The sequence below is a fragment of the Hyphomonas oceanitis genome, assembly GCF_036964545.1.
Taxonomy (GTDB): domain Bacteria; phylum Pseudomonadota; class Alphaproteobacteria; order Caulobacterales; family Hyphomonadaceae; genus Hyphomonas; species Hyphomonas oceanitis.
This window is the reverse complement of the sequence record NZ_JBALTL010000002.1, coordinates 405,176-429,424: the sequence shown is the minus strand read 5'-3', so window position 1 is coordinate 429,424 and position 24,249 is coordinate 405,176. Positions and strand designations below refer to the sequence as shown.

The 24,249-nt window shown below is 59.4% G+C and carries 23 protein-coding genes; 6 read left to right on the top strand and 17 right to left on the bottom strand.

Features of this window, described 5'->3' with window-relative positions; all coding sequences use genetic code 11:
* Positions 1-7: 7 nt before the first annotated feature.
* The 9 genes from mraY to V7651_RS06965 form a co-directional block, all read right to left on the bottom strand.
* Positions 8-1,201, bottom strand: coding sequence for a phospho-N-acetylmuramoyl-pentapeptide-transferase (mraY, locus tag V7651_RS07005; protein ID WP_035536813.1), 1,194 nt, complete (start codon positions 1,199-1,201; stop codon positions 8-10).
* Positions 1,201-2,637 (bottom strand): UDP-N-acetylmuramoyl-tripeptide--D-alanyl-D-alanine ligase, encoded by a 1,437-nt coding sequence (locus V7651_RS07000; protein ID WP_335612711.1) that lies wholly within the window; start codon positions 2,635-2,637, stop codon positions 1,201-1,203. Before V7651_RS07000 ends, mraY begins: the two co-directional genes overlap by 1 nt.
* Positions 2,634-4,070, bottom strand: a complete 1,437-nt coding sequence (locus tag V7651_RS06995) for a UDP-N-acetylmuramoyl-L-alanyl-D-glutamate--2,6-diaminopimelate ligase (RefSeq protein WP_335612710.1) — start codon at positions 4,068-4,070, stop codon at positions 2,634-2,636. Before V7651_RS06995 ends, V7651_RS07000 begins: the two co-directional genes overlap by 4 nt.
* Positions 4,067-5,695 carry a peptidoglycan D,D-transpeptidase FtsI family protein gene (locus V7651_RS06990; RefSeq protein WP_335590867.1) on the bottom strand — a complete coding sequence of 543 codons (1,629 nt, stop codon included), beginning with the start codon at positions 5,693-5,695 and terminating at the stop codon, positions 4,067-4,069. Before V7651_RS06990 ends, V7651_RS06995 begins: the two co-directional genes overlap by 4 nt.
* Entirely contained in the window at positions 5,692-6,027 is a 336-nt protein-coding gene (ftsL, locus tag V7651_RS06985) for a cell division protein FtsL (protein WP_051624583.1), read from the bottom strand. The genes V7651_RS06990 and ftsL overlap by 4 nt, the downstream gene beginning before the upstream one ends.
* A complete protein-coding gene (gene rsmH, locus V7651_RS06980; RefSeq protein ID WP_335612709.1) occupies positions 6,024-7,052 on the bottom strand; it encodes a 16S rRNA (cytosine(1402)-N(4))-methyltransferase RsmH in 1,029 nt (342 codons plus the stop codon). Before rsmH ends, ftsL begins: the two co-directional genes overlap by 4 nt.
* Positions 7,052-7,567: a division/cell wall cluster transcriptional repressor MraZ gene (locus V7651_RS06975; RefSeq protein ID WP_051624582.1), complete on the bottom strand. Its 516-nt coding sequence runs from the start codon at positions 7,565-7,567 to the stop codon at positions 7,052-7,054. The genes rsmH and V7651_RS06975 overlap by 1 nt, the downstream gene beginning before the upstream one ends.
* Positions 7,568-8,019: 452 nt before the next feature.
* A complete protein-coding gene (gene ahpD / locus V7651_RS06970) occupies positions 8,020-8,562 on the bottom strand; it encodes an alkylhydroperoxidase, AhpD family (RefSeq protein ID WP_335590869.1) in 543 nt (180 codons plus the stop codon).
* Positions 8,563-8,803: 241 nt separating this feature from the next.
* Entirely contained in the window at positions 8,804-9,352 is a 549-nt protein-coding gene (locus tag V7651_RS06965) for a peroxiredoxin (protein WP_335612708.1), read from the bottom strand.
* A 125-nt stretch (positions 9,353-9,477) separates the two neighbouring features.
* On the opposite strand from V7651_RS06965, the gene V7651_RS06960 reads away from it, so the two are divergent.
* On the top strand, positions 9,478-10,377 hold the full coding sequence (locus tag V7651_RS06960) for a hydrogen peroxide-inducible genes activator (RefSeq protein WP_035536803.1): 900 nt from the start codon (positions 9,478-9,480) through the stop codon (positions 10,375-10,377).
* 72 nt (positions 10,378-10,449) lie between these two features.
* Here the strand turns inward: V7651_RS06960 and V7651_RS06955 are convergent, their stop codons facing one another.
* Together V7651_RS06955 and V7651_RS06950 are read right to left on the bottom strand one after the other, a co-directional pair.
* On the bottom strand, positions 10,450-11,928 hold the full coding sequence (locus V7651_RS06955) for a sigma-54-dependent transcriptional regulator (protein ID WP_035536913.1): 1,479 nt from the start codon (positions 11,926-11,928) through the stop codon (positions 10,450-10,452).
* Positions 11,929-12,103: 175 nt separating this feature from the next.
* Positions 12,104-12,475 carry a PilZ domain-containing protein gene (locus V7651_RS06950; protein WP_034741343.1) on the bottom strand — a complete coding sequence of 124 codons (372 nt, stop codon included), beginning with the start codon at positions 12,473-12,475 and terminating at the stop codon, positions 12,104-12,106.
* A gap of 291 nt (positions 12,476-12,766) precedes the next feature.
* On the opposite strand from V7651_RS06950, the gene V7651_RS06945 reads away from it, so the two are divergent.
* On the top strand, positions 12,767-12,976 hold the full coding sequence (locus V7651_RS06945) for a cold-shock protein (RefSeq protein ID WP_034741341.1): 210 nt from the start codon (positions 12,767-12,769) through the stop codon (positions 12,974-12,976).
* An 88-nt stretch (positions 12,977-13,064) separates the two neighbouring features.
* On the opposite strand, the gene V7651_RS06940 is transcribed toward V7651_RS06945, so the two are convergent.
* Together V7651_RS06940 and V7651_RS06935 are read right to left on the bottom strand one after the other, a co-directional pair.
* Positions 13,065-13,976 carry a DMT family transporter gene (locus V7651_RS06940; protein WP_335612706.1) on the bottom strand — a complete coding sequence of 304 codons (912 nt, stop codon included), beginning with the start codon at positions 13,974-13,976 and terminating at the stop codon, positions 13,065-13,067.
* A gap of 62 nt (positions 13,977-14,038) precedes the next feature.
* Positions 14,039-16,171: an EAL domain-containing protein gene (locus V7651_RS06935; RefSeq protein WP_335612705.1), complete on the bottom strand. Its 2,133-nt coding sequence runs from the start codon at positions 16,169-16,171 to the stop codon at positions 14,039-14,041.
* A gap of 424 nt (positions 16,172-16,595) precedes the next feature.
* Between V7651_RS06935 and V7651_RS06930 the strand changes: the two genes are divergently transcribed.
* Positions 16,596-17,051 carry a translation initiation factor 2 gene (locus tag V7651_RS06930; RefSeq protein WP_335612704.1) on the top strand — a complete coding sequence of 152 codons (456 nt, stop codon included), beginning with the start codon at positions 16,596-16,598 and terminating at the stop codon, positions 17,049-17,051.
* Positions 17,052-17,360: 309 nt separating this feature from the next.
* Here V7651_RS06930 and V7651_RS06925 read toward each other — a convergent pair whose 3' ends face one another.
* The gene (locus V7651_RS06925; RefSeq protein ID WP_335612703.1) at positions 17,361-17,771 is read right to left on the bottom strand and encodes a hypothetical protein; all 411 of its coding nucleotides are present in this window, start codon (positions 17,769-17,771) and stop codon (positions 17,361-17,363) included.
* Positions 17,768-19,060: an AAA family ATPase gene (locus V7651_RS06920; RefSeq protein WP_335612702.1), complete on the bottom strand. Its 1,293-nt coding sequence runs from the start codon at positions 19,058-19,060 to the stop codon at positions 17,768-17,770. The genes V7651_RS06925 and V7651_RS06920 overlap by 4 nt, the downstream gene beginning before the upstream one ends.
* Before the next feature lie 164 nt (positions 19,061-19,224).
* Here V7651_RS06920 and uvrB point away from each other — a divergent pair, with 164 nt between their 5' ends.
* Entirely contained in the window at positions 19,225-21,417 is a 2,193-nt protein-coding gene (gene uvrB, locus V7651_RS06915) for an excinuclease ABC subunit UvrB (RefSeq protein ID WP_418887221.1), read from the top strand.
* Positions 21,418-21,439: 22 nt separating this feature from the next.
* Here uvrB and V7651_RS06910 read toward each other — a convergent pair whose 3' ends face one another.
* Both V7651_RS06910 and V7651_RS06905 read right to left on the bottom strand, forming a co-directional pair.
* Positions 21,440-22,351 (bottom strand): hypothetical protein, encoded by a 912-nt coding sequence (locus V7651_RS06910; protein ID WP_335612701.1) that lies wholly within the window; start codon positions 22,349-22,351, stop codon positions 21,440-21,442.
* Complete coding sequence (locus V7651_RS06905) at positions 22,348-23,169, bottom strand: HipA family kinase (protein WP_335612700.1); 822 nt, start codon at positions 23,167-23,169, stop codon at positions 22,348-22,350. The genes V7651_RS06910 and V7651_RS06905 overlap by 4 nt, the downstream gene beginning before the upstream one ends.
* 183 nt (positions 23,170-23,352) lie before the next feature.
* Here V7651_RS06905 and V7651_RS06900 point away from each other — a divergent pair, with 183 nt between their 5' ends.
* Positions 23,353-23,829, top strand: a complete 477-nt coding sequence (locus V7651_RS06900; protein WP_335612699.1) for a DUF6998 domain-containing protein — start codon at positions 23,353-23,355, stop codon at positions 23,827-23,829.
* A gap of 44 nt (positions 23,830-23,873) precedes the next feature.
* Entirely contained in the window at positions 23,874-24,248 is a 375-nt protein-coding gene (locus V7651_RS06895; RefSeq protein ID WP_335612698.1) for a cold-shock protein, read from the top strand.
* Position 24,249 lies beyond the last annotated feature (1 nt).

The following is a 24,249-nucleotide window of genomic DNA, read 5'->3' as shown; positions in this document are numbered from 1 at the left end:
TTTGCGGTCACCTCAGCTTCAATGTTGCGAGGCCCGCGAGGGCGAAGAGGACCGACAGGATCCAGAAGCGCGCGACGACACGCGTTTCCGGCCAGTTCTTTTTCTGGAAGTGATGGTGAAGCGGCGCCATCAGGAAGATGCGCTTGCCGGTGCCGGTGAGGCGCTTGGTGATCTTGAACCAGCCGACCTGCATCATCACCGACAGGGCTTCCATCACGAACAGGCCGCCAATGATGACCAGAGCGAACTCGTGCTTGGTCGCCACGGCCACCACGCCCAGCATGCCGCCGAGGCCGAGCGAGCCGGTGTCGCCCATGAAGACCTTGGCCGGATAGGCATTGAACCAGAGGAAGCCCATCCCTGCGCCGATCATGGCGCCGAGCAGGACGGAAATCTCGCCCGCGCCGGGCGCGAACTGGATGCCCAGGTATTCGGCGAAGACGAAGTTACCGGTGAGATAGGCGATCATCGCATAGGCAGCGGCGGCGAAGGTCATCGGCACGATGGCGAGGCCGTCGAGCCCGTCGGTGAAGTTCACCGCATTGGCGCTGCCGACGACAACGATCATGCCGAAGAGGATGAAGAAGCCGCCGAGCGGCAGGAAGTAATTGTTCACGAAGGGCACCGCGACGCCGCCGGAGAAGGCCGGGTCAGCAGGTTGGACGGATGTCTTGGGCGCCATGCCGGCGATCATCTCGGCGAGGCCATTGAGCGGGCCCCACTGGGCATGACCGACCGGCGTGTGGGCGCCATGCAGTCCCATGATGAATGCGCACGCAACCGCCGCAATGCCGAAGCCGATCAGCAGGCGGGCACGGGCCGACACGCCATCGGCGCTCTGCTTCGTCACCTTGGCATAATCATCGAGGAAGCCGAGCAGCGCATAGGAGAGCGTCACGAACAGGACGACCCAGACGTAAGGGTTGCGCAGATTGCCCCAGAGCAGCACGCCGACCAGCAGGCCGATCCAGATGAGCACGCCACCCATCGTGGGCGTGCCCTGCTTCGACAGCTGTTGTTCCAGCGACAGATCACGGATCGGCTGGCCCTTGCCCTGGCGGGCCCGGAGCATGTTGATGATCATATCTCCGAACACGACCGTCACGAGGAAGGCCGTCACCACCGCCGCGCCTGCGCGGAAGGTGATATAGTTCAGCAGATTGAAGAAACCGCTATCTGCGGCCAACCATTCGTACAGCATCACCTGACCTCTGCAGCGTCTTCTGCGCTGCTATCCATCTTGCCCAAACCAGCCGCTGCACTTCGTTGGCGCAAGCGGTCTGCAATACGTCCCATCCCGGAGGCATTCGACCCTTTGATCAAGAGCACGTCGCCATCGCGGACTGCATTTAGCAGCGCATTCCACAGCTCATCTGCCTTGGGGGCCCATACCTGCTGAAGACCCGGCGGGAGGGCCTCTGCAAGGTGAGTCATTTTGTCACCGGCGAGGAAGACGCCCTCGGCGCCGCTGGCCACGACATCTGCTGCAAGACCGGCATGTTCGCTGTCGGATTGCGCGCCGATTTCCAGCATCTCGCCGAGCGCAACGAGGCGTCGGCCACCGGGCCGCTGGGCCAGTGCCGCGAGCGCTGCGCGCATGCTGGCGGGGTTTGCGTTGTAGGCATCGTCGACCAGCGTGAAATGTCCGCCCTGCGGCAGCGGAAGCTGCTCGGACGTGCCGCGACCGGGTGGCGGCGAATAGCCAGACAGGGCCTCGGCACAGTCCGCCAATGAGCGCCCCGTCTGGCTTGCCGCGAGAAGTGCTGCGGCCACGTTAAGGGCCCAATGCTTCCCGACTGCCTCGATTTCCACACTGACGCTCTGGCCGATCACTTCCACAGTGATGCGGCTCGTCACGCCGTTTGATTCATATCCCGTCACCCGCGCTGTCGCGTCCTCGGCAAAGCCGAATGTCTCGCGGTTGCCCGTCGGGCACAGCTCGCGGGCGCGTGCTGATAGATGGTCCAGAAACGCATCATCTGCCGGCAGTATGAACGTGCCGCCCGCTTCCATGCCTGCAAAAATGTCGGCCTTCTCGTTGGCCACGCCCTCAAGGCTGCCAAGGCCTTCCAGGTGCGCGCCGGCAATGCAGGTGATGATGCCGATATGCGGGCGCACCATGTGGCTGCGCGGCGCAATCTCGCCGGGTGTCGACATGCCGATCTCGAAGACGGCGCGTTCGGTATTCTCCGGCATGCGCGCCAGTGTCAGCGGCACGCCCCAGTGATTGTTGAAACTCTTGACGTTCCAGTGCGCCGGGCCCGCTGCGCGATAGATGCGCGCCAGCATTTCCTTGACGCTGGTTTTGCCGACACTGCCGGTCACAGCCGTGCGGATGGCGCCGGAACGCAGGCGCGCCGCAATGCCCATCATTTCCAGCGCGATCTGCACATCGTCGACCATCATCGTCGGCCCGCCGCTGACCGGTTTCGACACCAACGCGCCTGCTGCGCCTGCCTTGAAGGCGGCCTCGGCAAAGTCGTGCCCGTCGCGGGCATCCTGCAGCGCCACGAACAGGTCGCCCGGCATCAGCGTGCGGGTATCGATCGAGATCGAACCCGACACCCAGAAAGGGTCCGAGGCCGTGCCGCCGGTTGCGAGGGCAATCTCTTCTGAGGTCCAGAGCAGCTGGCTCATGCGTCCTCCCCTGCCAGCGCCGAGAGCGCCGTGTCCTGGTCGGAGAACGGGATGACCGTCTTGCCGAAAATCTGCCCGGTCTCGTGGCCCTTGCCAGCGATGACCAGCGTGTCGCCTTTTTTCAGTTCCGCGATGATTGTACGGATCGCCTCCTCGCGGTCGCCGATCTCGCGTGCGCCAGGCGCACCGGCCAGCACGGCCTTGCGGATGGCAGCCGCATCTTCCGTGCGGGGATTATCATCGGTCACGATCACATCGTCGGCCTGGCGCGTGGCAATCTCGCCCATGATCGGGCGCTTCTTGGCATCGCGGTCACCGCCGCAGCCGAAGATCACTTTCAGGCGGCCGGCCGTGTGCGGGCGGACCGCGCGGAGCAGAACGTCCAGACCATCAGGTGTGTGCGCATAGTCGACGAACACCCCTGCCCCGGCCGGTGTCTTGCCAACGAGTTCGAGACGGCCCTTCACGGGCTCAAGATGTGTCAGGCCATCGGCCACGGCCTCGAAATCCATGCCCAGCGACAGGGCAATCGCCGCCGCGCCCAGCGCGTTCAGCGCCTGGAACTCACCGATCAGCGGCAGCTCCAGCGGCTTGTGTTCAACATCGCGCCAGAACAGCGTCAGCACCTGCCCGGTCGCGCGCGGCATGATCTCGTCGATCCAGAGATCCTCGCCGCGCCAGCCGAAGGAGACGACCTTTAGGCCCGCTTCCGTCGCCGCGCCTTCAAAGGCCTCGCGATGGTCGCTGTCAGCGTTGACGATGGCAGGCATGCCCGTGTGGCCGAGCTTGCGGAAGAGGCGCAGCTTGGCGTCGAGATAGGCTTCCATTGTCGCGTGATAGTCGAGATGGTCCTGCGTGAAGTTCAGGAAAGCGACGGCGGAAAGGTCAACGCCATCAAGGCGGTACTGCTCAAGCCCGTGGCTGGACGCCTCCATCGCGCAATGGGTCACGCCTTGGCGCACCAGTTCACGAAGTGTCTCGTGGATCGTCACCGGGTCCGGCGTTGTGTGGCCGACATCAATCTTGCCGCCCGGACCGATGGCACCAAGCGTCCCCATCGAGGCCGCGCCATAGCCCGCGCGCGACCAGATCTGGCGCAGAAAGTCGACAGTGGATGACTTGCCGTTCGTACCGGTGATGGCGACGACGGTTTCAGGCTGGGAATTGTGGAAGCGCTTGGCCGCGAGGGCGAGCGCCAGACGCGGCTCATCAGCAATCACATGGGCGACTGGCACATTCTCGATGCCACCATCCGATAGGATCGCAGCGGCGCCTGCCTCAATGGCCTGCGGCACGTATTTGCGGCCGTCCGTTGCCGTGCCCTGCAGCGCGGCAAACAGGAAGCCCGGCTGCACCTTCCGGCTGTCGGCCGTCATGCCGGTGATTTCGGTGTCGCCGTCTTCGGCGAGGGGGAACAGGTCTTTCAGCTTCACAGGGAACTCCTCTCATCAGATGCAGAGCGGAGTTCAGCGCCAGCAGGACGGACGCCTTCAAAGCGCGGGGCGAGCCCGAGCAGAGGCGCGACACGTTCAATGATGCGTCCGGCCGTCGGCGCCGCATTCAGCGCAGCAGTATCGCCGCGTTCCGCCCCTACCTGGGGGTCATCCAATGTCACGATCAGGGCATATTGGGGGCGGTCATAGGGAAAAATGGCCGCAAAGCTCGTTACGTTGCGCCGGTCGTCATAGCCGCCGGGAATGGGTTTCTCCGCCGTGCCCGTCTTGCCGGCGACGCGATAGCCTGCCACTTCGGCGCGCTTGCCGGTGCCGGTCAGCACAGCTTCGCGCATCATCGCGTTGACCATGTCGGTCGTCAGGGCCGACATGACGCGCACAGGCGTCACCTTGCGGGCATCGGCCTCGACCAGCGTTGGCGCGACCCGCTCGCCGCCATTCGCAAAGGCCGAGAAGCCCTCAAGGAAGGCCATGGGCGTCACCGCGATGCCGTGGCCATAGGAGATGGTGGCCGAGGCGAGATCGTCGAAACGCTCCGGCAGGATCGGGCTGGCACTGCCTGCGAGTTCGATGGGTGCACGTTCCAGCAGACCAAGCGCGCCGAGGAAGGCTTTCTGGCGGCGCGGGCCCAGCGCGGCATTGATATGCACGGTGCCGAGGTTCGAGCTTTCGGAGATAATGCGCGAGACGGTGCCCGTGCCTGAGATCGGGTGGATGTCGTGGATCGTGTAGCCGCGAATTTCCATCGGCGTGCGTACGTCGAAAATGTCGGTCGGCTTGATGGCCCCGGATTCCAGCGCAGCCGCCACGGTGAAGGGCTTGAAGACGGACCCGAGCTCATAGACTGCGCCGGTCGCCCGGTTGAGGCGGGCGGTGTCGTCCAGCGGCAGCTCAAGCGCGCGGTTGGCATCAAGCGGCGGCCAACTGGCCATGGCGCGCACTTCGCCGGTATGCGCGTCCATCAGGATCACCGCGCCGCCCTGAATGTCGTGCTCGGCGGCAGCGGCCGAAAGTTCGGATTCCACGGCCGACTGGACGCCATTGTCGATGGTCAGGCGCAGCGGTTCGCCGCCTGCCTTGAGGCGCTCATCCATCGCATATTCGATGCCGCCAATGCCCTTGCCGTCGACATTGGTGAAGCCGAGGATATGGCCTGCCAGCGTGCCGCGCGGATAGGCCCGGCGGCTTTCTTCCTCAAAGCGCAGGCCTTCAAGGCCGAGGTCGAACACGGCCTTGCGCTGGCGCGGAGTCAGGCCGCGCTTCACATAGACGAATTCGCGCGCTTCGTTCGACAGGTGGCCCGTCAGCGTATCGACATTGATGTCCGGAAAGACGCTCTTGAGCGACCGGGCAACCTCGCCCGCATCCCAGATCAGTTTCGGATTGGCGACCAGCGAATAGGCGGTCACCGATGTTGCCAGCAATTCGCCATTGCGGTCGACAATGTCGGCCCGGACAGGCGCTTCAGCCTGCGCCACGCTATTCGTATGGCCCGGCGTTGACCCTGAGATCGCGAGGTAGCCGCCCTTGCCCGCGAGCACGACGAAGAGGGCACTGAGGCCCAATCCTGCCAGCCGTGTACGGTCGCGGGCGTCCTGGGTCACTTTTCGCCCCCCGTCTGCTGCGGCTGGGGCGCGGCGCCCGCTTTCACGGGTGGGCCGACAAGCGCATCAAGATCGCCTTCAGCGGCAACCTGGTCGGACCGCGGCGGGGCCATGCCGAGTTCGCCGCGGGCGTATTCCTCGATCCACTCGCGCCGGCTCATGTGCGACAGCTCGGTCTCGAGCAGGGCCTTCTCGTGGCGCGCATCCTCGATCTGGGCCTCAACAGCCATGATCTCGGCAGCCGTATCCTTGGCGCCGTATTTTGCCCGGTAGAGGCTGACAATCAGCAGGCCCACCACCAGGATTCCAAAGAAAAAAGCGCGACGACTCATAGGGCATCCTCCAGGTCCGAGAGCGGCGGCAGGTTCATGCCGTCGCTGGTCTCTTCCTCGATCGCGGGTGCGCCTGTACGGATCGCGGCCCGCAACTTGGCCGAGCGTGCACGCGGATTGCCTTCCACTTCCTTATCAGAAGGGACAATTGCTTTAGAAACAGAGAGTTCGAATGTCGGGTCAGGCCCTTTGGCGGCCAGCGGCATATGGCGTGAGCCACCACCCGTCTTGCCGCCCCGTTCGCGCAGCCATTGCTTGACCATCCGGTCTTCCAGCGAATGGAACGCCACGATGACAAGCCGTCCGCCCGGCCGCAGCAGCCGCTCAGCCGCCTGCAGCGCGCGCGCCAGCTCGCCCAGCTCGTCATTCACGTACATGCGGATCGCCTGGAAGGTCAGCGTGGCCGGGTGCGTGCGCGCCCCGCGACGGCCACCGACGGCCACTTCGACGGCGTCCGCAAGGTCTGCTGTTGTTTCAAACGGCCGCTGCGCCCGGCGCTGCACGATATGGCGGGCAATGCGGCGCGCCTGCTTCTCTTCGCCGAGACGGAAGATGATATTGGCGAGGTCGCGTTCGGACATGGTGTTGACCACGTCGGCCGCCGTTGGCCCGGCGGCGCCCATGCGCATGTCGAGCGGGCCATCCTTCATGAAGGAGAAGCCGCGCTCACCTTCATCGATCTGGAAGCTGGAGACCCCGATATCCAGCACGACGCCGTCAACCGTCTCGAACCCGGCCGTCTTGACTAGTGTGTCCATCTCGCCGAACCGGCCCAGAAGGGGCGTCAGACGCGGCGTTTCACTGGCCATTTTTTCGGCGCGCAGGATGGCGTCAAGGTCGCGGTCGATGGCCAGAACGCTGCATTTCGCAGCCAGCAGGATCGCGCGGGTGTAGCCGCCGCCGCCGAACGTGCCGTCAACGATGCGGTCGCCGTCCTGGGGGCCAAGCCATGCGAGCACTTCGTCCAGCATGACGGGCCGGTGGCCGGATGCTTCAGGACGCAGGGATGTGTGGCGTGCGCTCATCAGCTTTCGCCTCCTTCGACCAGTTTAGGGCCATTATAGTGGCCTGCGCCTTGCTGGTGCAGCACTTCTGAATAGGCCCGGCCAAAGGCGGCCATCACGTCTGGCGAGGCCGCAGCGGCTTCCATGGAAGCGTTGTAGGCGGCGTGCTTGTCAGGGTTCCAGATCTGGAAACTGTCCATATTGCCGGCGAACTTGATGCGGCCTTCCAGCTCTGCAGCCTTGCACAGGTCTTCCGGCAGCTTGATGCGGCCGGTCTCGTCCATCTTAAGGTCGGCAGAACCGGCGATGATGCGGTTGACGAGAACCTTGCGAACGTCAGATTGCGGCGCGAGGCGTGTCAGCGTGGCGCGGTACATGGCCATTAGGGCCTCACCGCCGCCTTCGAGGCAGCCGGAGCCGTCGAGTGCCTGCCAGAGGAAGATCCGGCTGCTTCCCCCAAGCTCTGCGCGAAAGGGCGCGGGGATGGAAACCCGGCCTTTTGCATCAATAGCGCTCTCATAGGTGGAAACGAACACCCGCCAACCCTGTAATAGTTATGCCTAAACCCCAGCATGGTTACCCATGTGTAAATTTGGAATATCATGGGCAGCTATGGGCCTCAATGGGCGAACACGGTGAATCGAAATATCCACACCCCCACCACGATGGAACATAGAAAGCACACACCGGGAACATAAAGGAACACCCCCTTGGGAAGGCATGGGGCGGGCTTATTTATTCCTTGTTAATCAATTGACTGAAGAGCCGTGTTGTCAGTTTGCATCGCGGGAAAAAACTGGCTGCTAATTCCTGCCTATCTGCCTGACATTACATCAAATCAATGTCGGCAGCCGCCTGAAAACATCAGATGCCTTTCTGAATCCTTTGCGCACCCCTTCCCTGCCCTTGGCGAATACATGCTGAGGCACAAGCAAACGCCGCCGGAGTGCGAACTCCGGCGGCGTCAGGATCAGGGATTATTCAGGCCTCAGGCCGTTTCGGATTCCAGCGCCGTTTCAGCTGCCATGACACGGGCGGCAGCGTTGACCACCGCGCCGATGCGCAGGCCGGCCTGGATCTGGTCAGTCGTCAGGCCATGCTTGCGCAGCTCGGCCTCGTGCGCATCAAGGCACATGCCGCAGCCGTTCACAGCCGATACGGCCAGCGAGAAGAGTTCGAAGTCCGCCTTCTCGATACCGGGCGAACCGATCACGTTCATGCGCAGCTTGGCCGGCACAGTCGTATAAGTCGTGTTCGAGATGAGGTGCGTGGCGCGGTAATAGACATTGTTCATGCCCATGATGGCGCTGGCCGCCTTGGCCGCCTTGATGGCCTCAGGGGTCATCTTGCCCTGCGCTTCAGCCTCGAGGGCACGCAGCGTTACAGGCTCACCCACAGCATGGGCAGATGCGAGCATGCAGCCATATTTCTGCTGATCGGTCAGTACGGTTTCATTGACCAGCGAGCCCAGGTTCAGCTTCAGGTCCTTGGCATAGTCCGGCATGCGGGATTTCAGGGTGTCGAGCGACATCAAGGTGTCCTTTCGGGGGAAGAGATGCAGGGAATGGGCGGGAGTGACGAAATCCGGCGAGCACCATGGGGCTTGCGGGGACAAACTGGCCGAGCGCCAAGGGGTAAAGGCGCATGAGGCAGCTCGCCGGACATCGTATCCTGCAGGGAAATAACGGCCCTCAAGGGGGGAGGAAAAGGCCGTCATTCCTTGCCTGCAGGACTCATTTGGGTATTCGCCGCCGCGGCGGCAAATTACAAAATTACAATGTATCTCCACCCACTGGGCGGTTACATGGGCACAGCTCGTCGGTCTGCAGGGCGTCGAGCACGCGCAGCGTATCCGAAGGGTTCCGGCCGACATTCAGGTTGTTCACATAGACGTGCTGAATGACGTTGAACGGGTCGACGACGAATGTGGCGCGATAGGCAACGCCAGCTTCAGGATCGCGGATGCCGAGACCGTCGACGAGCGAGCCATTGGTGTCGCCAAACTGCCAGATTGGCAGCTCTGCGAGGTCCGTATGGTCGCGGCGCCAGGCGAGCTTGACGAATTCGTTGTCGGTCGAGCCGCCGAGAACCACGGCATCACGATCAGCGAATTCTTCGCCGAGGCGGGCAAATTCGGCAATCTCGGTCGGGCAAACGAAGGTGAAGTCTTTCGGGTAGAAGAAGATGACCTTCCACTTGCCTTCGAAGCTGTCCTGCGTGAGCTCTTCAAAAGCGCTGACGCCGCCTTCTTCGTGTTGCATGAATTTTGGCTTCACGCCGGTGACTTTAAAATCGGGAAGTTTCTGGCCAATGCCGAGCATATGGGAGGTCTCCTGTTGGGAATGCTGCAGTTAGCGGGCCCGGTGAAGCCCGCGAGTGCTGCACTTGGGGTTGTTTTTCCCAAAAGAAAAATTGATATTTCCAGTATTTCGTATAGAGGAATTCTATGGCTATACCGACCCTACGTCAGCTTCAATTCCTCACCGCCCTGGGCGATACCGGTTCCTTCTCCCGGGCGGCCGAGGCATGCCACGTCACCCAGCCAACCCTCTCTGCCGGGATCAAGGAACTGGAAGACCTTCTCGGCGTGCGGCTGGCAGATCGCGAGGCGCGCGGCGCCCGCCTGACCCATGCCGGAGAACTTGCCGTCGCCCGCGCCAGCGCCCTGCTTGCCGATGCCCATGCGCTCGTCCAGGTCGTGCAGAGCGCAGGCGCCATGCTGACCGGCCCCTTCCATCTCGGCGCCATCCCGACCATCGCGCCCTTTGTGCTGCCGCAGACGGTGCGCGCGCTGTCGGAAGTCTATCCGGATCTCAAACTCTACCTGCATGAAGACAAGACGACCCGCCTGATTGACCAGCTGCGCACCCGTACGCTCGACGCCGCCCTGATCGGCCTGCCCTGGGATGCGCCGGGCATCGAGACCGTGCCCCTGTTCGATGATGAATTCCTGTTCGCCTCATCCACCAACCATCCGCTGGCCAAGAAGAACGGCCTCTCGCCGGAAGACCTGAACGGCGAGGACATCCTGCTGCTCGAAGATGGCCACTGCCTGCGCGAGCATGCCCTGTCGATCTGCCGCCTGAAAACCGGCGACCATGCCGGACAGGTCGCGGCAACCTCGCTCGGCACGCTGGTCAACATGGTGGCGGGCGGCCTCGGCGTCTCCCTCCTCCCCCGCCTTGCCATGGATCACGGCCTCGCTGTCAGCCATGACGTGGCCGTGCGCGAGTTCACGACGCCGGTCATCGGTCGGCAGGTTGGCATCGCCTGGAAATCCGGCAGCCCCCGCGAAGCCGACGCCCGCAAGATCGGCGAAGTGGTGAAGGCCGCGCTACTTCCCTGAGCCCGGATGCCGGACAAAAAAAGGGAGACGGCCCCGAAGGACCGTCTCCCGACGTTTCCTGCCTTTTATATCTTAGCCCGCTTCGCGCTCGTTGCGCACGTCGAGATCGTATTCCCGCACCTTGCGGTAAAGCGTCGAGCGACCAATGCCGAGCCGGCGTGAGACTTCGCTCATGTGGCCCTCATAGAAGTCGATCGCATACTGCAGGATATCGTGTTCGATATCGGTCAGTGAGCGCAGCTCGCCATGCACATCCGTTATGCTGACAGGGCTGGAGGCCACTTCGCCTGCACCGACATCATTGGCCGCCATGGGCGCGGTCGGAACGGCATTGGCCGCAACAGGCGCTGCCGGCAGGCTGGAAATGTCCGGCATCTGCCCGGAAATCTGCGGGAAGTCCTGCGGCTGAAGCTGATCGCTTTCGCACAGCACGACCGCGCGGAACACAGCATTCTCCAGCTGGCGGACGTTGCCCGGCCAGTCGAAGGCATAAAGCATCTTCAGCGTGTCATCGGCCACGCCGCCCACTTTCGTGCCTTCGCTGGCATTGAAGCGCGTGACGAAATGATCGACCAGGGCCGGAATGTCATCACGACGCTCACGCAAGCTCGGCATGTCGACCGGGAACACGTTGAGACGATAGAACAGGTCTTCGCGGAACGTGCCTTCAGCAACCTGCTGGGCAAGATCGCGGTTTGTGGCGGAGATGATGCGCACGTCCACCTTGGTCGGACGGCGCGATCCGACAGCGTCGACCTCACCTTCCTGCAAGGCGCGGAGCAGTTTGACCTGCGCGTCGAGCGGCAGTTCGCCCACTTCGTCGAGGAACAGCGTGCCACCATCAGCTTCAAGGAACTTGCCCGGCGACTTGGAGACGGCGCCGGTAAAGGCGCCCTTCTCGTGACCGAACAGGATCGATTCAACAAGGTTTTCCGGGATGGCGCCGCAGTTGACGGTGACGAACGGTTTGCCGGAGCGGCCGGACGCGCCCTGGATACAGCGCGCAATCACTTCCTTACCGACACCGCTTTCACCGAGGATCAGGACAGGGATGTCAGACACGGCCGCACGCTCCGCCAGGCGGATGACCTGGCGCATGGGCGCCGCCGACGCAATCATGTCGTCAAAGCTCATGCCGCCTTCGGCTTTGCGCGAAAGACGCTTCACTTCGCCTGACAGCGATTGCATCTTCAAGGCGTTCCGTATCGAGACAACAACGCGTTCCGGATTGGCCGGCTTGACGATGAAATCGACCGCGCCGCGGCGCATCGACTGGACAATCGTATCAATGCCGCTGGTGGCGGTCAGCATGATGACAGGCAGGTCCGGGCGCTTGGTGGCGAGACGCTCAAGCGTGTCGAGCCCCGAGAGGCCCGGCATGGTGAGGTCCAGCAGGACAACATCAACGCCATCTTTCGGATCAGCTGCAACTGCAATGCCCGCTTCGCCATCAGGCGCCGTGCGGCAGGCAAAGCCCGCCTTCTCCACCGCAGCCTGAAGCAGGCGACGCTGTGTCGGATCATCATCAATTACCAGTACGGTCTTCGCCATCATCATACCCTTGTTCGTAGCCGGAGGGTCTGAACTGCCCCCCAAGCCATCAGTTAGTGGAGCGAAATGGAACAACAGGCGTGCCACATCGCGACGCCCCGTTCTGACACAGGGGTGTGTGGATCACGTTCAATGAATCGATGAAATTTCTGGCGAATTCGCCGGATTGGCTGCGCTAGTGCTCGGACGGCGCCGCAGCGACCAGACGCTCGAAATCGGCGTCTTCCAGTTTCTTGATGAACTTCACGCCCACCAGTTCAGCGCGCTGCCAGCGTTTTTCGCAGACAAGGCGCACCGACACATGGCCGCCAAGGCCATGGATGAACAGGTAGAATTCGCGTGGAAGCTCGGGAAGGATGGCCCCTTCCCCAAAGGTCAGTTTCGCGCCGGACGGGGACATGTCGAGGATGGAAATATCCCGCGATGCGCAGAGGTCAGGCCAGACCATGCGGCCCGGCCGGTAAGCTTCGACACGTGGTTCAGCGCGCCGGAACTCCATCTGAACCCGCTTGAGGCCTGCCTGCAGTCTTGAGGTGAATCTGTCCATGCTGACGAATATGCGCACGCCGGGTAAACCATTTGCAAATATATTCCACCAATTCAGTTATAATCAGCAAGATACGGGGGCGTGCGGGCGCCGCCATGTAAAGGTGCATTGTGGAAGCCCCCGATCTGTGCGATAAGGTTTCCATCGACTTCGAACTTGTGTCGGATAACTCGCAACTAAGGCCGTGCTTAAGCGCCGCTGCAAGACCGACTTACTCCCCCGCAATAACCGAGATTGATCATGTACGCGCAACTCCGCGTGTCCGTGAATTTTTTAGACCAGGTAAGATCTATGTCCACAGGAACTGTTAAGTGGTTCAACAGCCAAAAAGGCTTTGGCTTCATTCAACCCGACGCCGGCGGCGCTGATGTGTTCGTTCACATCTCTGCAGTCGAGCGCGCTGGCATGGCCACGCTCAACGACGGCCAAAAAGTCAGCTACGAGCTCGAAAAAGACGCTCGCAGCGGCAAGATGTCGGCTGGCCAACTGGCCTCCGCCTAAAAGCCTTTAGGCCCCGCGTACGCCGCGAGAGCCACACGATCCTGAAGCCCCCGCATCGCAAGATGCGGGGGCTTTTCGTTATGGGGCCTTAATCTGGCAGGTCGCTGACCGGCTGGCCCGTTTCACGGCGCGTCGCGAAATGGCTTTCGAACGCCACGCCGAGGCACGCGGCGACAATCAGCACCGCGCCGACGGCCACGCGCCAGCCCGGCACTTCGTCAAAGAAGACAAAGCCGATCAGCGCCGCCCAGATCAGCGCCGTATATTCCAGCGGCGCCAGCAATTGCGCTCGCGCCCGCGCATAGGCCAGCGTCAGCAGGTACCAGACCGCATAGCCAATCGCCCCCAATAGCGCAAAAACGGGCAGGTCATTCACGTTCACCGGCCCGGCGAGGCCAAACAGGAAAGGCGACAGGCAGAGCGCCGGCACGCCATTGGTGAACAGGGCAATCGTCGTTGCGTCCTCCTTCACCGCGCGCAGCCTCAGCAGCACCAGCACGACGGCATAGAGCATGGCCGACGCCAGGATCGACGCGATGCCCAGCAGCCTATGCGCCCCCACCGCCCCTTCAGGCGTCGCGCTCACGGCAAAGGCCGCCCCGGCAAAGCCCAGCAGTGTCAGCCCGAACGCGCGCGGCGAGACAGCCTCACCCAGAATGAGCCACGCCGCAAAAGGCACCATCAGCGCGGCCGTGAATCCGATCAGCACCGTCTCGGCCAACGCGAGCTGCGTCAGCGCGTAGAAAAGCAGGATGGCACTCGCCACCTGCATCAGGCTGCGCATGATATGGAACAGCACGGCTTCCCGCTTTGGCCAGGCGCGCCGCTGCACCAGGAACACTGTCGTCGCAATCATCGCCCCGAACAGGAAGCGCCACGCAACCAGCACCATCACCCCTGCCCCCGGCGCCGTCGCCTTCACAAGCGCATCAATGCCCGAGCCCATGGCCACGGCCAGCACGGCAAGCAACAAGGGAGCAGACAGAAGACGCGCGATCATCCGCGCTCGCTAGGGCCAGCCCCGCACGCTGTCCAGACCTTTCCGAGGCAAGGCCCCGCCCTTTATGCCACCTGGGCCGGGGCGCTGACTGACATGCGGAAGGCGTGGTTGCTGCGCACAAAGAGATCGGCATAGGCAAAAGAAAGGGCTTCACCGAACATGTAGCCCTGCAGGCAGCTCACATTCATCTTCTCGGCCATTTCCAGGTGCGCATCGGTCTCGATGCCCTCTGCCACTGTATACATTCCGAATGACTGAAAGAGTTGGACCATCGAATTGATTGTGGCGGACAGCATGCCCTCCTCATCAAGCCGCTGGATGATCGATCGATCAAACTTGATGCCGGACAGCGGCAGGCCCATCACCGCCTGCAAATTGGAGAAGCCTGTCCCGAAATCATCGAGCACGATCATGACCCCAGCCTCGTGCAGCCGGTCCAGGTTGCGCACCACGGCGGGGACGTCATCAATGAAGGCTGACTCCAGAATTTCCATTGAGATCTGCTCGGGTCGAATACCCACGCGCCTCAAAGTCGCGAGCAAGTTTGTTGCATACCCGCGCGTGGCCAGCTCGGTCGGTGAGGCGTTCAGCGACAGGAATTTAATCATCCCGGAGGTCAGCCAGTCACCTGCCAACTCGCAGGCTGACTCCATCATCATCTGGTCCAGCGCGCTCAACAGTCCCGCTTCCTGGGCAATCGGAATAAATTCTGTGGGAGACACCGCGCCTATTTCGGGATGCTCCCACCGCGCAAGCACTTCCATCCCCTTCAGCATGTGCGTGTGGGCTGTAACGACCGGCTGAAAGGCGGGCGTAATCTGACGGTTCTCGATAGCGGCAGGAAGCGTATCCAGGATTATGCCGTACCGCGTGTGCTGCGTCTTGATCTCTTCATTGACCAATTGCACGCGTGATCGGCCAAGGCGCTTGGCAGCAAGCAGCGCCATGTCCGCTGCGCGCGTTAGCGTCTCGCCATCGCTTCCGTCATCCGGAAAAACGGCAATGCCGATAGAGCCGGACAGGTCGATCATGCTGCCATTGATGGACAGGGGCCGGAAGCACGCAGCCGCGCCACGCTCGGCAGACTTGCAAAGCCCGCCGATATCCTTTCCCGACATGTCGATCAGGACGGCAAATTCGTCGCCCCCCACGCGAGCCGCGCAGCGAATTCCCGGTAAGCCTTTTAGCCGTCTGGCAACGCCCCGAAGAACAGCATCGCCCGCAGCATGCCCCATCCGATCATTGACCCGCTTGAAATGATCAATGTCGATCAGGCCAAGCGCGAACAGCGTGCCGGTCTTGGCATAGTCGGATATGGCTTCTTCGATTTCTGAATCAAAGCCGATCCTGTTGTATATCTCCGTCACCGGATCGTATTTTATCTGCTCGCGTATCGTGCTCTCGGCCTGCTTTATGGCGCTGATATCGGTCACGACTTCAACACTGACGCCCTTGGCTGTCTTCCGGCCCTGGGCCTGAAACCAGCGCCCGTCGGTCAGTTCATGTGTCGAGGCCTGCCCACCTGTCTTGTAGCGCTTCAGTGTCGCCCGCACGGCCTTTTCCAGGTCATCGGGGGGAATCTTGGCCGGAAGGGCGAGCGCACCGCTGGCGACAGACTTCCGGATGACATCATTGAACGTGCGTCCGTCGCCCCAGTTGTCCCGCGCGCCCGGAACCATGTCGCGATAGGCGGCATTGCACAGGAGCAGCCGGTCACCCTGATCATACGCCCCAACGCCAATTGGCATGGCTTCGATAATATCGAGCAGCAACTCTTCCGCATTCCTGCGGTTGCGGGTCTCCAGAACAAGGGAATCCTCAGCATTCCGCTGGGCAGTAATATCCACACGGATTGCCGTATATCCGCTGACGCGGCCAGCTGCATCCGTCTCGGGCACAATGGTCGTCAGAACCCAATAGAAAGAGCCGTCCTTGGCCCGGTTCCTGATGACGCCTCTCCAGGTCGTCCCGGCAGAGATCGTCTTCCACATGTCGATGAAGAAGGATTTGGGATGAAACCCCGAATTCAGCAGGCGGTGCGTCTGCCCGATAAGCTCGGCACGCTCATATTTGCTGATCTCGCAGAAGCGGTCATTCACTTCAAGAATCCGACCAGCCCTGTCGGTCCTGGCAACGATCGCGAACTCATCAAGCGTGAGCTTGTAAGCCAACATGTGGCTGTCATCGAACTGCATTGGTGAACTCACATCCTGATTGTTCAACCACAATGCGTATCGTATCGTATTTAAATAACAGTAAAGTGTAAGTCCTCAATTTGGCCGCCACCACTGCGCGAATTCCGCCCCGATTAGCGCCGCCATAGCCGAACATCCGCACACGCCGGAAGACCGCCGAAAAGCCTTGGCAAGACAGCGATGCGTGGGGAGTGCCGTTAAGGACCAGAAGCGCCAAAGTGTCTTTTCCGGGCCTATTTTGACGAACGCCTCCCCGGCCCGGATATCCGCCGGATTCCAATAATCTGCTCACGGATATGAATATGCAGATTTGTCGCGCTCCTTTACCCAAAAAACGCCTTGCCAGACCCTTTCCCGCCTCGTAACTGAACCTGCCGTTGCAACGGCAACCTAGAATTACATTAACCCGGGGGGCTCCCACACAATGAAACCACTCTTCCTGCTGTTGCCACTGGCAATAGCCATCACCGGCTGCGCGACAGTCACACGCGGCACAACCGAAGCATTCCTCATCGAGACGGAACCATCGGGTGCAAACGTCTCGACCAGCCTCGGCCTCAGCTGCACGCCGACGCCCTGCGCCATCCCGAAGGTGAAGCGCGAAGCCGAATTCTCCGTCACGATCGAGAAAGACGGCTACAAGACCACGACCCATAACATCACGCACCAGATGTCCGGCGGCGGCGGCGCGGGCATGGCCGGCAACGTCATCCTCGGCGGCGGCATCGGCGCCATCCTCGACGCCAATAATGGCGCCACGCAGGAACTCGTGCCCAACCCGCTCAAGGTCACGCTGGAAAAACTGCCGGAAGACACAAGCGCAAAAGCCGAGATCGCCACCAAGCTCGAAGAGCTCACCGACGACCAGCCCGGCAGCTGATCACCCACGCGGCTCTAGAGCCTGAACAAGAGGGTGCGGAGCGCAGGCGCCGCACCCTTTTTTGTTGGAGGGGGTGGAAAGGACACTCTACCCCGCAAGGTCGCCACCGCCAAAGACCTCTCCCACACCGACGCCGCCCTCTACACCAACGGCATGACCGCCGCGATCAAGGCCTTCGACGTGGAGGAAAAAGCGCGCGAGGTGATGAAGGGGGAGCAGGGTTGGAGTGCTAAAATAGCTGCGCGATAACCTTCTCCACGCCATCCGCTTTAAATTTGACCAAAGCAGGAACCGATAAGCTTCGGTTCATCAGACCATGACATGCTTCTCGACGTATTCCTTCACCCATTCCACAAATAGGTCCTTCGTTTTATCGGGACCAAGCTGCTGCGCGACTTCCTTTGCTGCAGCCGGAAATGACCTCTTACGTACGCCGACAGAAGAAAAACCTACTTCGTCAGCGAGCGCATAAAGCTGTTCAATTGCTTCAGGCGCACGCCAAGAAACTTTCTTTTGTGCGTCCTGCATTTTTTTAAGCCACTCGGGCACCTCAGCCTTTGGCTTTTTTGGCTTTGGTTTCGGGCTATAAAGAGCGTGCAGCACGTCATCTGTCGAATTTCCCTGAAGGTCTTCAATCAGTTTGCGCATCTCCTCCTGCTCAACCTTGTTTCTGCCCTTCACTAGACGGCCTAATATCAAAATCGTGTTCTCACCAATCATACGCCTAGTTCCCCAATCAATTCATTTGCTGCTGCGCGAAGATCAGTTTGAATTGCATGAGCACCGAACCCCCCGTGATAAGCTAACTCAAGCGTCAAATCTTTGCGTCCGGGCTTTGCTTGTTTGGCAACAAGCCGCGTTGAATGCGCAATTCTCGTTGCCATGATTCTTTGATTGGGGATTGAATGGTCTGACAATTCATGCCTGAGCTCGATCTCTATTTGGTCGGGACCAGCCCGCTCAACTCCATTCATGATTACGAGTCTCTTGAGTTCAGAATAATCACCTTCAATTTTCTCCAAGAGGCTTTCCAACAAGGTCAACCCATATTTGGCAAACCGATCCGGCCGCACTGGCGACAGAATATGGGTTGAGACACTCAGAGCCACTTCAGTCATGAGAGTCGCTCCGGGATTAACGTCTATGGCAATAATGTCGTAGTGCCGCTGGCAATAAGCTATAAATCGTTTGAAGTTCATCCAAGTCGGCGCGTCACGGCGGAAATGTTGATGTCGTTCTCCGAGAAAATAGGTGATCACTTCAAATGTTCCGGGGATGAGATGAAACAGCGGCTCATTTTCCGAGCTAGGTTTTAATGGAACGACGCATCGCTCCAAAACGCGCTCTACATTTGAAGGCGTGACCACCTCCGGATCAACTACGCCCGCACCTCTAAACATTGCCATCACATTTTTAGATGTCGCATAACACTCGGACATCTTTTCCTTATCGAGCAGCAATTGAGTGAGGTTGTGCTGTGGATCGAGGTCGATAAGAAGTACTGACTTCCTCAGGTAGTCATGCGCGCAGCCAAATAGATTGGCGGCTAGAGTGGTTTTTCCGACGCCGCCCTTTAAGTTGACGACAGTTACGACCGGGGCTCGCTTCTCAAAATAGACACGAGCAACGTCGTTTAGGAAATCTTTCCTCTGCTTGACGGTGAAACGACTTCGAACTGCAACGCGCTTGATCCCAGTAATATTCTTTGGAAAGTCTTCTGGCAGTTCTAAATTTCCGAATGAAATGAAGTGCGCGGGAATGCCGTTTTTTTGCACAAACTGAATTTCCCGACGCACCCAATCTGAACGAACGGCATTCTTAGTAAGAACGAATACAACGCACTTACTCGCCTGAAGGGCCGGGAATATCCGCTCTTCCAAGCTCTCACCTAAAGCAATCCCCTTCTCATCAAACCAAGATGTAATCCCTGCAGATTCCAATATGTCAGCGATCTGCTGCCGACGTTTCGCGTCTTTCTGCGAATAGCTTATAAAGACGTGCGTCATCATCCCCCGCTGAAATTTGAATTCTTTTTTTGTGAGTGCAGTAAGCGACGCAATAATTGGTTTTGCAATCCAATGTTGATGGAAAAACCAATCAAAAAATGTGAGCGATCAGGCACAAAACACGAACACCCTAGACACGCCCCCGCCCCGCATCCATATCTGCAGGCATGGCCCGATCTTCCTCCAAATCCCCCGCCAAAGGCGTCTCTGAAGCCCCGTCCGTGTTCACGCTGGATGGCCCGGCGCAGGGCGCCATCGAGACGCTCAAGCCCGCGATCTGGACGCCCCACCGGCCCGACCGCGAATGGGACAAGCTGGAAGGCGGCAAGCGCTTCAAGGTCCACGCGCCCTACGAGCCTGCGGGCGACCAGGCCACCGCCATCCCCGAACTCGTCGAGGGCATCCAGGCCGGCGAGCGCGATCAGGTCCTCCTCGGCGCGACCGGCACCGGCAAGACCTTCACCATGGCCAAGATCATCGAGGCGACCCAGCGCCCGGCCCTGATCCTCGCCCCCAACAAGACCCTCGCCGCCCAGCTCTATGGCGAGTTCAAATCCTTCTTCCCCGAGAACAGCGTCGAGTATTTCGTCTCCTATTACGATTACTACCAGCCGGAGGCCTACGTGCCCCGCGCCGACCTCTACATCGAGAAGGAATCCTCCATCAACGAGGCCATCGACCGGATGCGCCACTCGGCCACCCGCGCCATCCTCGAGCGCGACGACGTGATCATCGTCGCCTCGGTCTCGTGCATCTACGGCATCGGCTCGGTCGAGACCTACACCTCGATGACCTTCAAGCTCGAGCCCGGCCAGCGCATCGACCCGCGCGCCGTCGCCGAGCGTCTCGTCGCCAACCAGTACACCCGCAACGACATCGCCTTCACGCGCGGCACGTTCCGCGTGAAGGGCGACGTCATCGACATCTTCCCCGCCCACTATGAGGACCGCGCCTGGAAGCTCTCCTTCTTCGGCGACGAACTGGAAGCCATCACCGAGTTCGACCCCCTCACCGGCGCCAAGATCCAGTCCCTCCCCGCGATCAAGATCTACGCCAACAGCCACTATGTGACGCCCCGCCCGACGCTCCAGCAGGCCACCGAGAAGATCAAGGCCGAGCTGAAAGCCACGATCGCCCATTTCGAGAAACACGGGAAACTGCTCGAGGCCCAGCGCATCCAGCAGCGCTGCCAGTATGACATCGAAATGCTGCAGGCCACCGGCTCCTGCAACGGCATCGAGAACTACAGCCGCTACCTCACCGGCCGCAAGCCCGGCGAGCCGCCGCCCACCATGTTCGAATACCTGCCCGACAATGCCCTCGTCTTCGCCGACGAGAGCCACCAGACCGTCCCGCAGATCGGCGCCATGTTCAAGGGCGACTTCAGCCGCAAGTCGACGCTGGCCGAATACGGCTTCCGCCTCCCCTCCTGCATGGACAACCGCCCCCTCAAGTTCGAGGAATGGGACGCCATGCGCCCGCAGACGATCCACGTCTCGGCCACGCCCGGCAAGTGGGAACTGGAGCGCACCGGCGGCGTGTTCACCGAACAGGTCATCCGCCCCACCGGCCTGATCGACCCGCCCGTCGAGGTCCGCCCCGTCTCCACCGACGGCGCCAACCAGGTCGATGATGTCATGGCCGAGGTGAAGGCCGTCGCGGCACGCGGCTTCCGCTCGCTGATCACGACACTGACCAAGAAGATGTCGGAAGACCTCACCGAATTCCTCCACGAGAACGGCGTGCGCGTGCGCTACATGCACTCTGACATCGACACGATCGAGCGCATCGAGATCATCCGCGATCTCCGCCTCGGCGTGTTCGATGTCCTCGTCGGCATCAACCTCCTGCGCGAGGGCCTCGACATTCCCGAATGCGCCTTTGTCGGCATCCTCGATGCGGACAAGGAGGGCTTCCTGCGCTCGGAGACCAGCCTCGTGCAGACCATCGGCCGCGCCGCGCGCAACTCCGAGGCCCGCGTCGTGCTCTATGCCGACCGCATCACCGGCTCCATGGAACGCGCCATGGAAGAGACCAGCCGCCGCCGCGAGAAACAGATCGCCCACAACCTGGAGCACGGCATCACGCCGACCACGATCATCCGCGGCGTGCAGGACATCCTCGGCGAGCTGGGCGAGAAACCCGGCACCAAATCCCGCGCCCGCCGCGACCGCGACAAAGGCATGGCCGAAGAAAAATCGCTTCCACTTTCCGGCGCACCGGGGCACAACCTGAAGTCAGTGATTGCGGATACAGAAAAGCGGATGCGCGAAGCCGCCGCCAACCTGGAATTCGAACAAGCCGCCACGCTCAGGGACGAGCTGAAGCGACTCAGGGAACAGGATTTGGGGTTAAGCTAGCATCCAAATGATCTGATGCTGATCACGCGGCCTGTTCAACCTTCAAAAGGCGCTCACCGATGGCTTCAACAGATGTGAACGCCAGTAAACGTATCTCTTCTTGGTCAGCTTGCTGCTCCAATGACTCGACCGCCTCTTCAATGTTATCAATCTGACGCTGAGATCCTAGTTTAGATCCTTGCGGCGGCCTGTGGATCAACATCTGATGGGCATCCACTCTATGATTGTTATCTCTATGGACTTTCAGATCCCAAAGGCGCCTTTTTATCTTGTCTACAGATGAAGCAAGCTTGCCTACCTCTATGGAACCAAAGTTTGCGAATAGATTTTTCCCAGAGTAGTCAATTACGACTTCATGGCTATTTTTAAAGGATCGCCTTGAATGGCCCTCGATAAGAGTTCGATTGAAGTTTTGGACTACATCGGAGTTTCTTGCATCCACATACTCCAAGACAAGTTCTGGAATTGAATCGCGCGTTTTTACTGCCCTGTCTGGGAGTCGCTGCTGAACCAATTTCTCATCCGGTATTTTAGTTGCCGTCGTTTCATAAATGGAAGACAGTGTTTTCATCCAAGACCGAGCGATCACCTCCATAGAAGCCCCCTGAGCAACTCGGACCTCACCCAGAGACGCACTGCTCAGTACTAACTTTGGTAGCATAATCGCAGAAGTTCCTCGCTCCATAATGTCGTGCTTGAGATGCTCACAGGTCATCTGAATTGCCATCTCAATGGCAGGTGCATTTATTCCGTAAAAACACTCCAAACGATGAAGAGCGTTAGCGCTCTCGATATGGTAGTCACTGGCACCAAGCACCGCCACTCCAATAACGAGTCTTTCATATGAGCCTTCTATTGGCTCAAGTAGTATGGGCGCCCACTGAGCTTCTTGAATATCAGCCTTCTGAGGAAATTTGATCTTTGACATCATCATTTCACCAATACCGGAAGCCCCAATAACGACGCTGTAATTGGGTAGTTTTCACTTTTTCTGAGTTGGAGAAAATCCGACAAAGCATCCAGTTCAATAATGTTCAAAATTTCGTCAATCCGACTAAATTCGACCAAAGAAGAAATATCTACGCTTGCAACCTGACCACAAAACACAGACGCCACCCCCAAGGTCGAAGTTTTTTCGGATGCAGACATGTGCTTAGTCAAAATGTCCGACAGTCGATGAACATAGTGCTTTTTTGGATCCAAATCTGATGCACTCCACTTCGGTCCCGAAAAGCAATGGCCATGATCAATTAGCCAATATTCGCTCGGGCCACCAATCAAAATATTACCTAAATGCCTGTCTATATTCGCCACCCAAACGTCGAAGGAATATACGCTTCCTAGCTTATCCCAATTCTTAAGATTTTTGATAATGGATAGAGATTCCGCAGCTACAGAATTTCGAATTCTGAAAGTAACATTAGGACTTTTGACGTCCTCACTTGCAAAAACCAAAAACTTCTTTCCGCCGTCTATGGGACTTTTTTTTATTTTTATCGAACCTGAATCTACGACAGCAAGGAAACCATTCGGCACCGGCAGGTCTAAGAATTTCGCCAAAGCGTATGAAAACAGTTCGTTGCACAATTCTTTAGGATCTAAATCCTTGATCACGGCATGCTTAACGCTGCCATCATCCAGAAGGATTTGACCTTTATAAGTATCGTTTATATTGCCGAAATTGAATGGAACGGCACCAGAAAGCACCGACGCAAGCCCAATTTTAGCAACAGATTCTCCCGAGTCAGCCACTCAAACGCCCTCAAACTGTCGCACCCTTCAAGCGCAGGAATGTAACTTAAGCAAGAAAATTAGCCGACAATCAAGCGAAGGGAGATTTGGTCTTAGCTAAAGTCGCTATTGTGCGGCACGCGTAGGGTGGGTTGAGCGGAGCGATACCCACCGATCTTTCAGTGTACGCAAGGAAACGCGCACATGTCTCAGCGAATACCCTTACCACCAGCCATCAAACAATTAGTCGAAGCGAGGAACGCACTCCAGGCACATTATCGCGCCTCGGGTTTGAGTTTTACGCTTGATGGAAATCTGGTGGGTGATCTTGGTGAAGCACTCGCCGCCGAGATATTCGGACTGAAACTAGGGCGACGGTCCTCGGAAGGTGTTGACGGAATTGCGCCGGACGGGCGGACTGTTCAAGTCAAATCCAGCGGCACGAGCCGAGGTCCAGTCTTCCGCCAAGTCGCCACCAAAGCCGATCACCTGCTCTTCTTTCATTTCGACTACGATGATTGCTCGGCTGAACTCGTATTCAACGGACCAGAGAAGATGGTTATAGCCTTCATGCCAGAAACTTGGGTTGGTCAACGAATGGCCTCAATTTCCAAAGTCCGGATGGCCGACAAAGCCGTACTTGACCAAGATCGACTACTACCGCTCCATAAGAGCGAATAGATTAGATTACCCAAGTTCGATAATAAGCTGAGGGAGGGCTTCAAGTGGGTGCTGCTTTGACATGGGCGCTGGATCAGCTCCCAAGCGGCTGGAAAGGCTACTTCATTGTCGCGATAGTATTTCTGGGCACAGCCTATTTGCTCATAATTCTGATAAAGGAATTTCTGTCGCTTCTGAATGTTTTACCCAAGCGGCATAATGTTCGGGAATCAAAACTCGCAACAATAACCAATGTAAATCCCGACAAGGGCAATGCATTCGCTAAAGTCGAGCAGGACGGCACAAATGTACATATCCCGCCCTCGGTACTGGCCAAGTGCGGAATCCAAAATCTTAAAGCTGGTGATCGCGTCAGCGTTCACTTCGTCAAAAACGGCGCAGGATATAAAGCTACGAAAGTACAAAACGCGCGGCGATGAT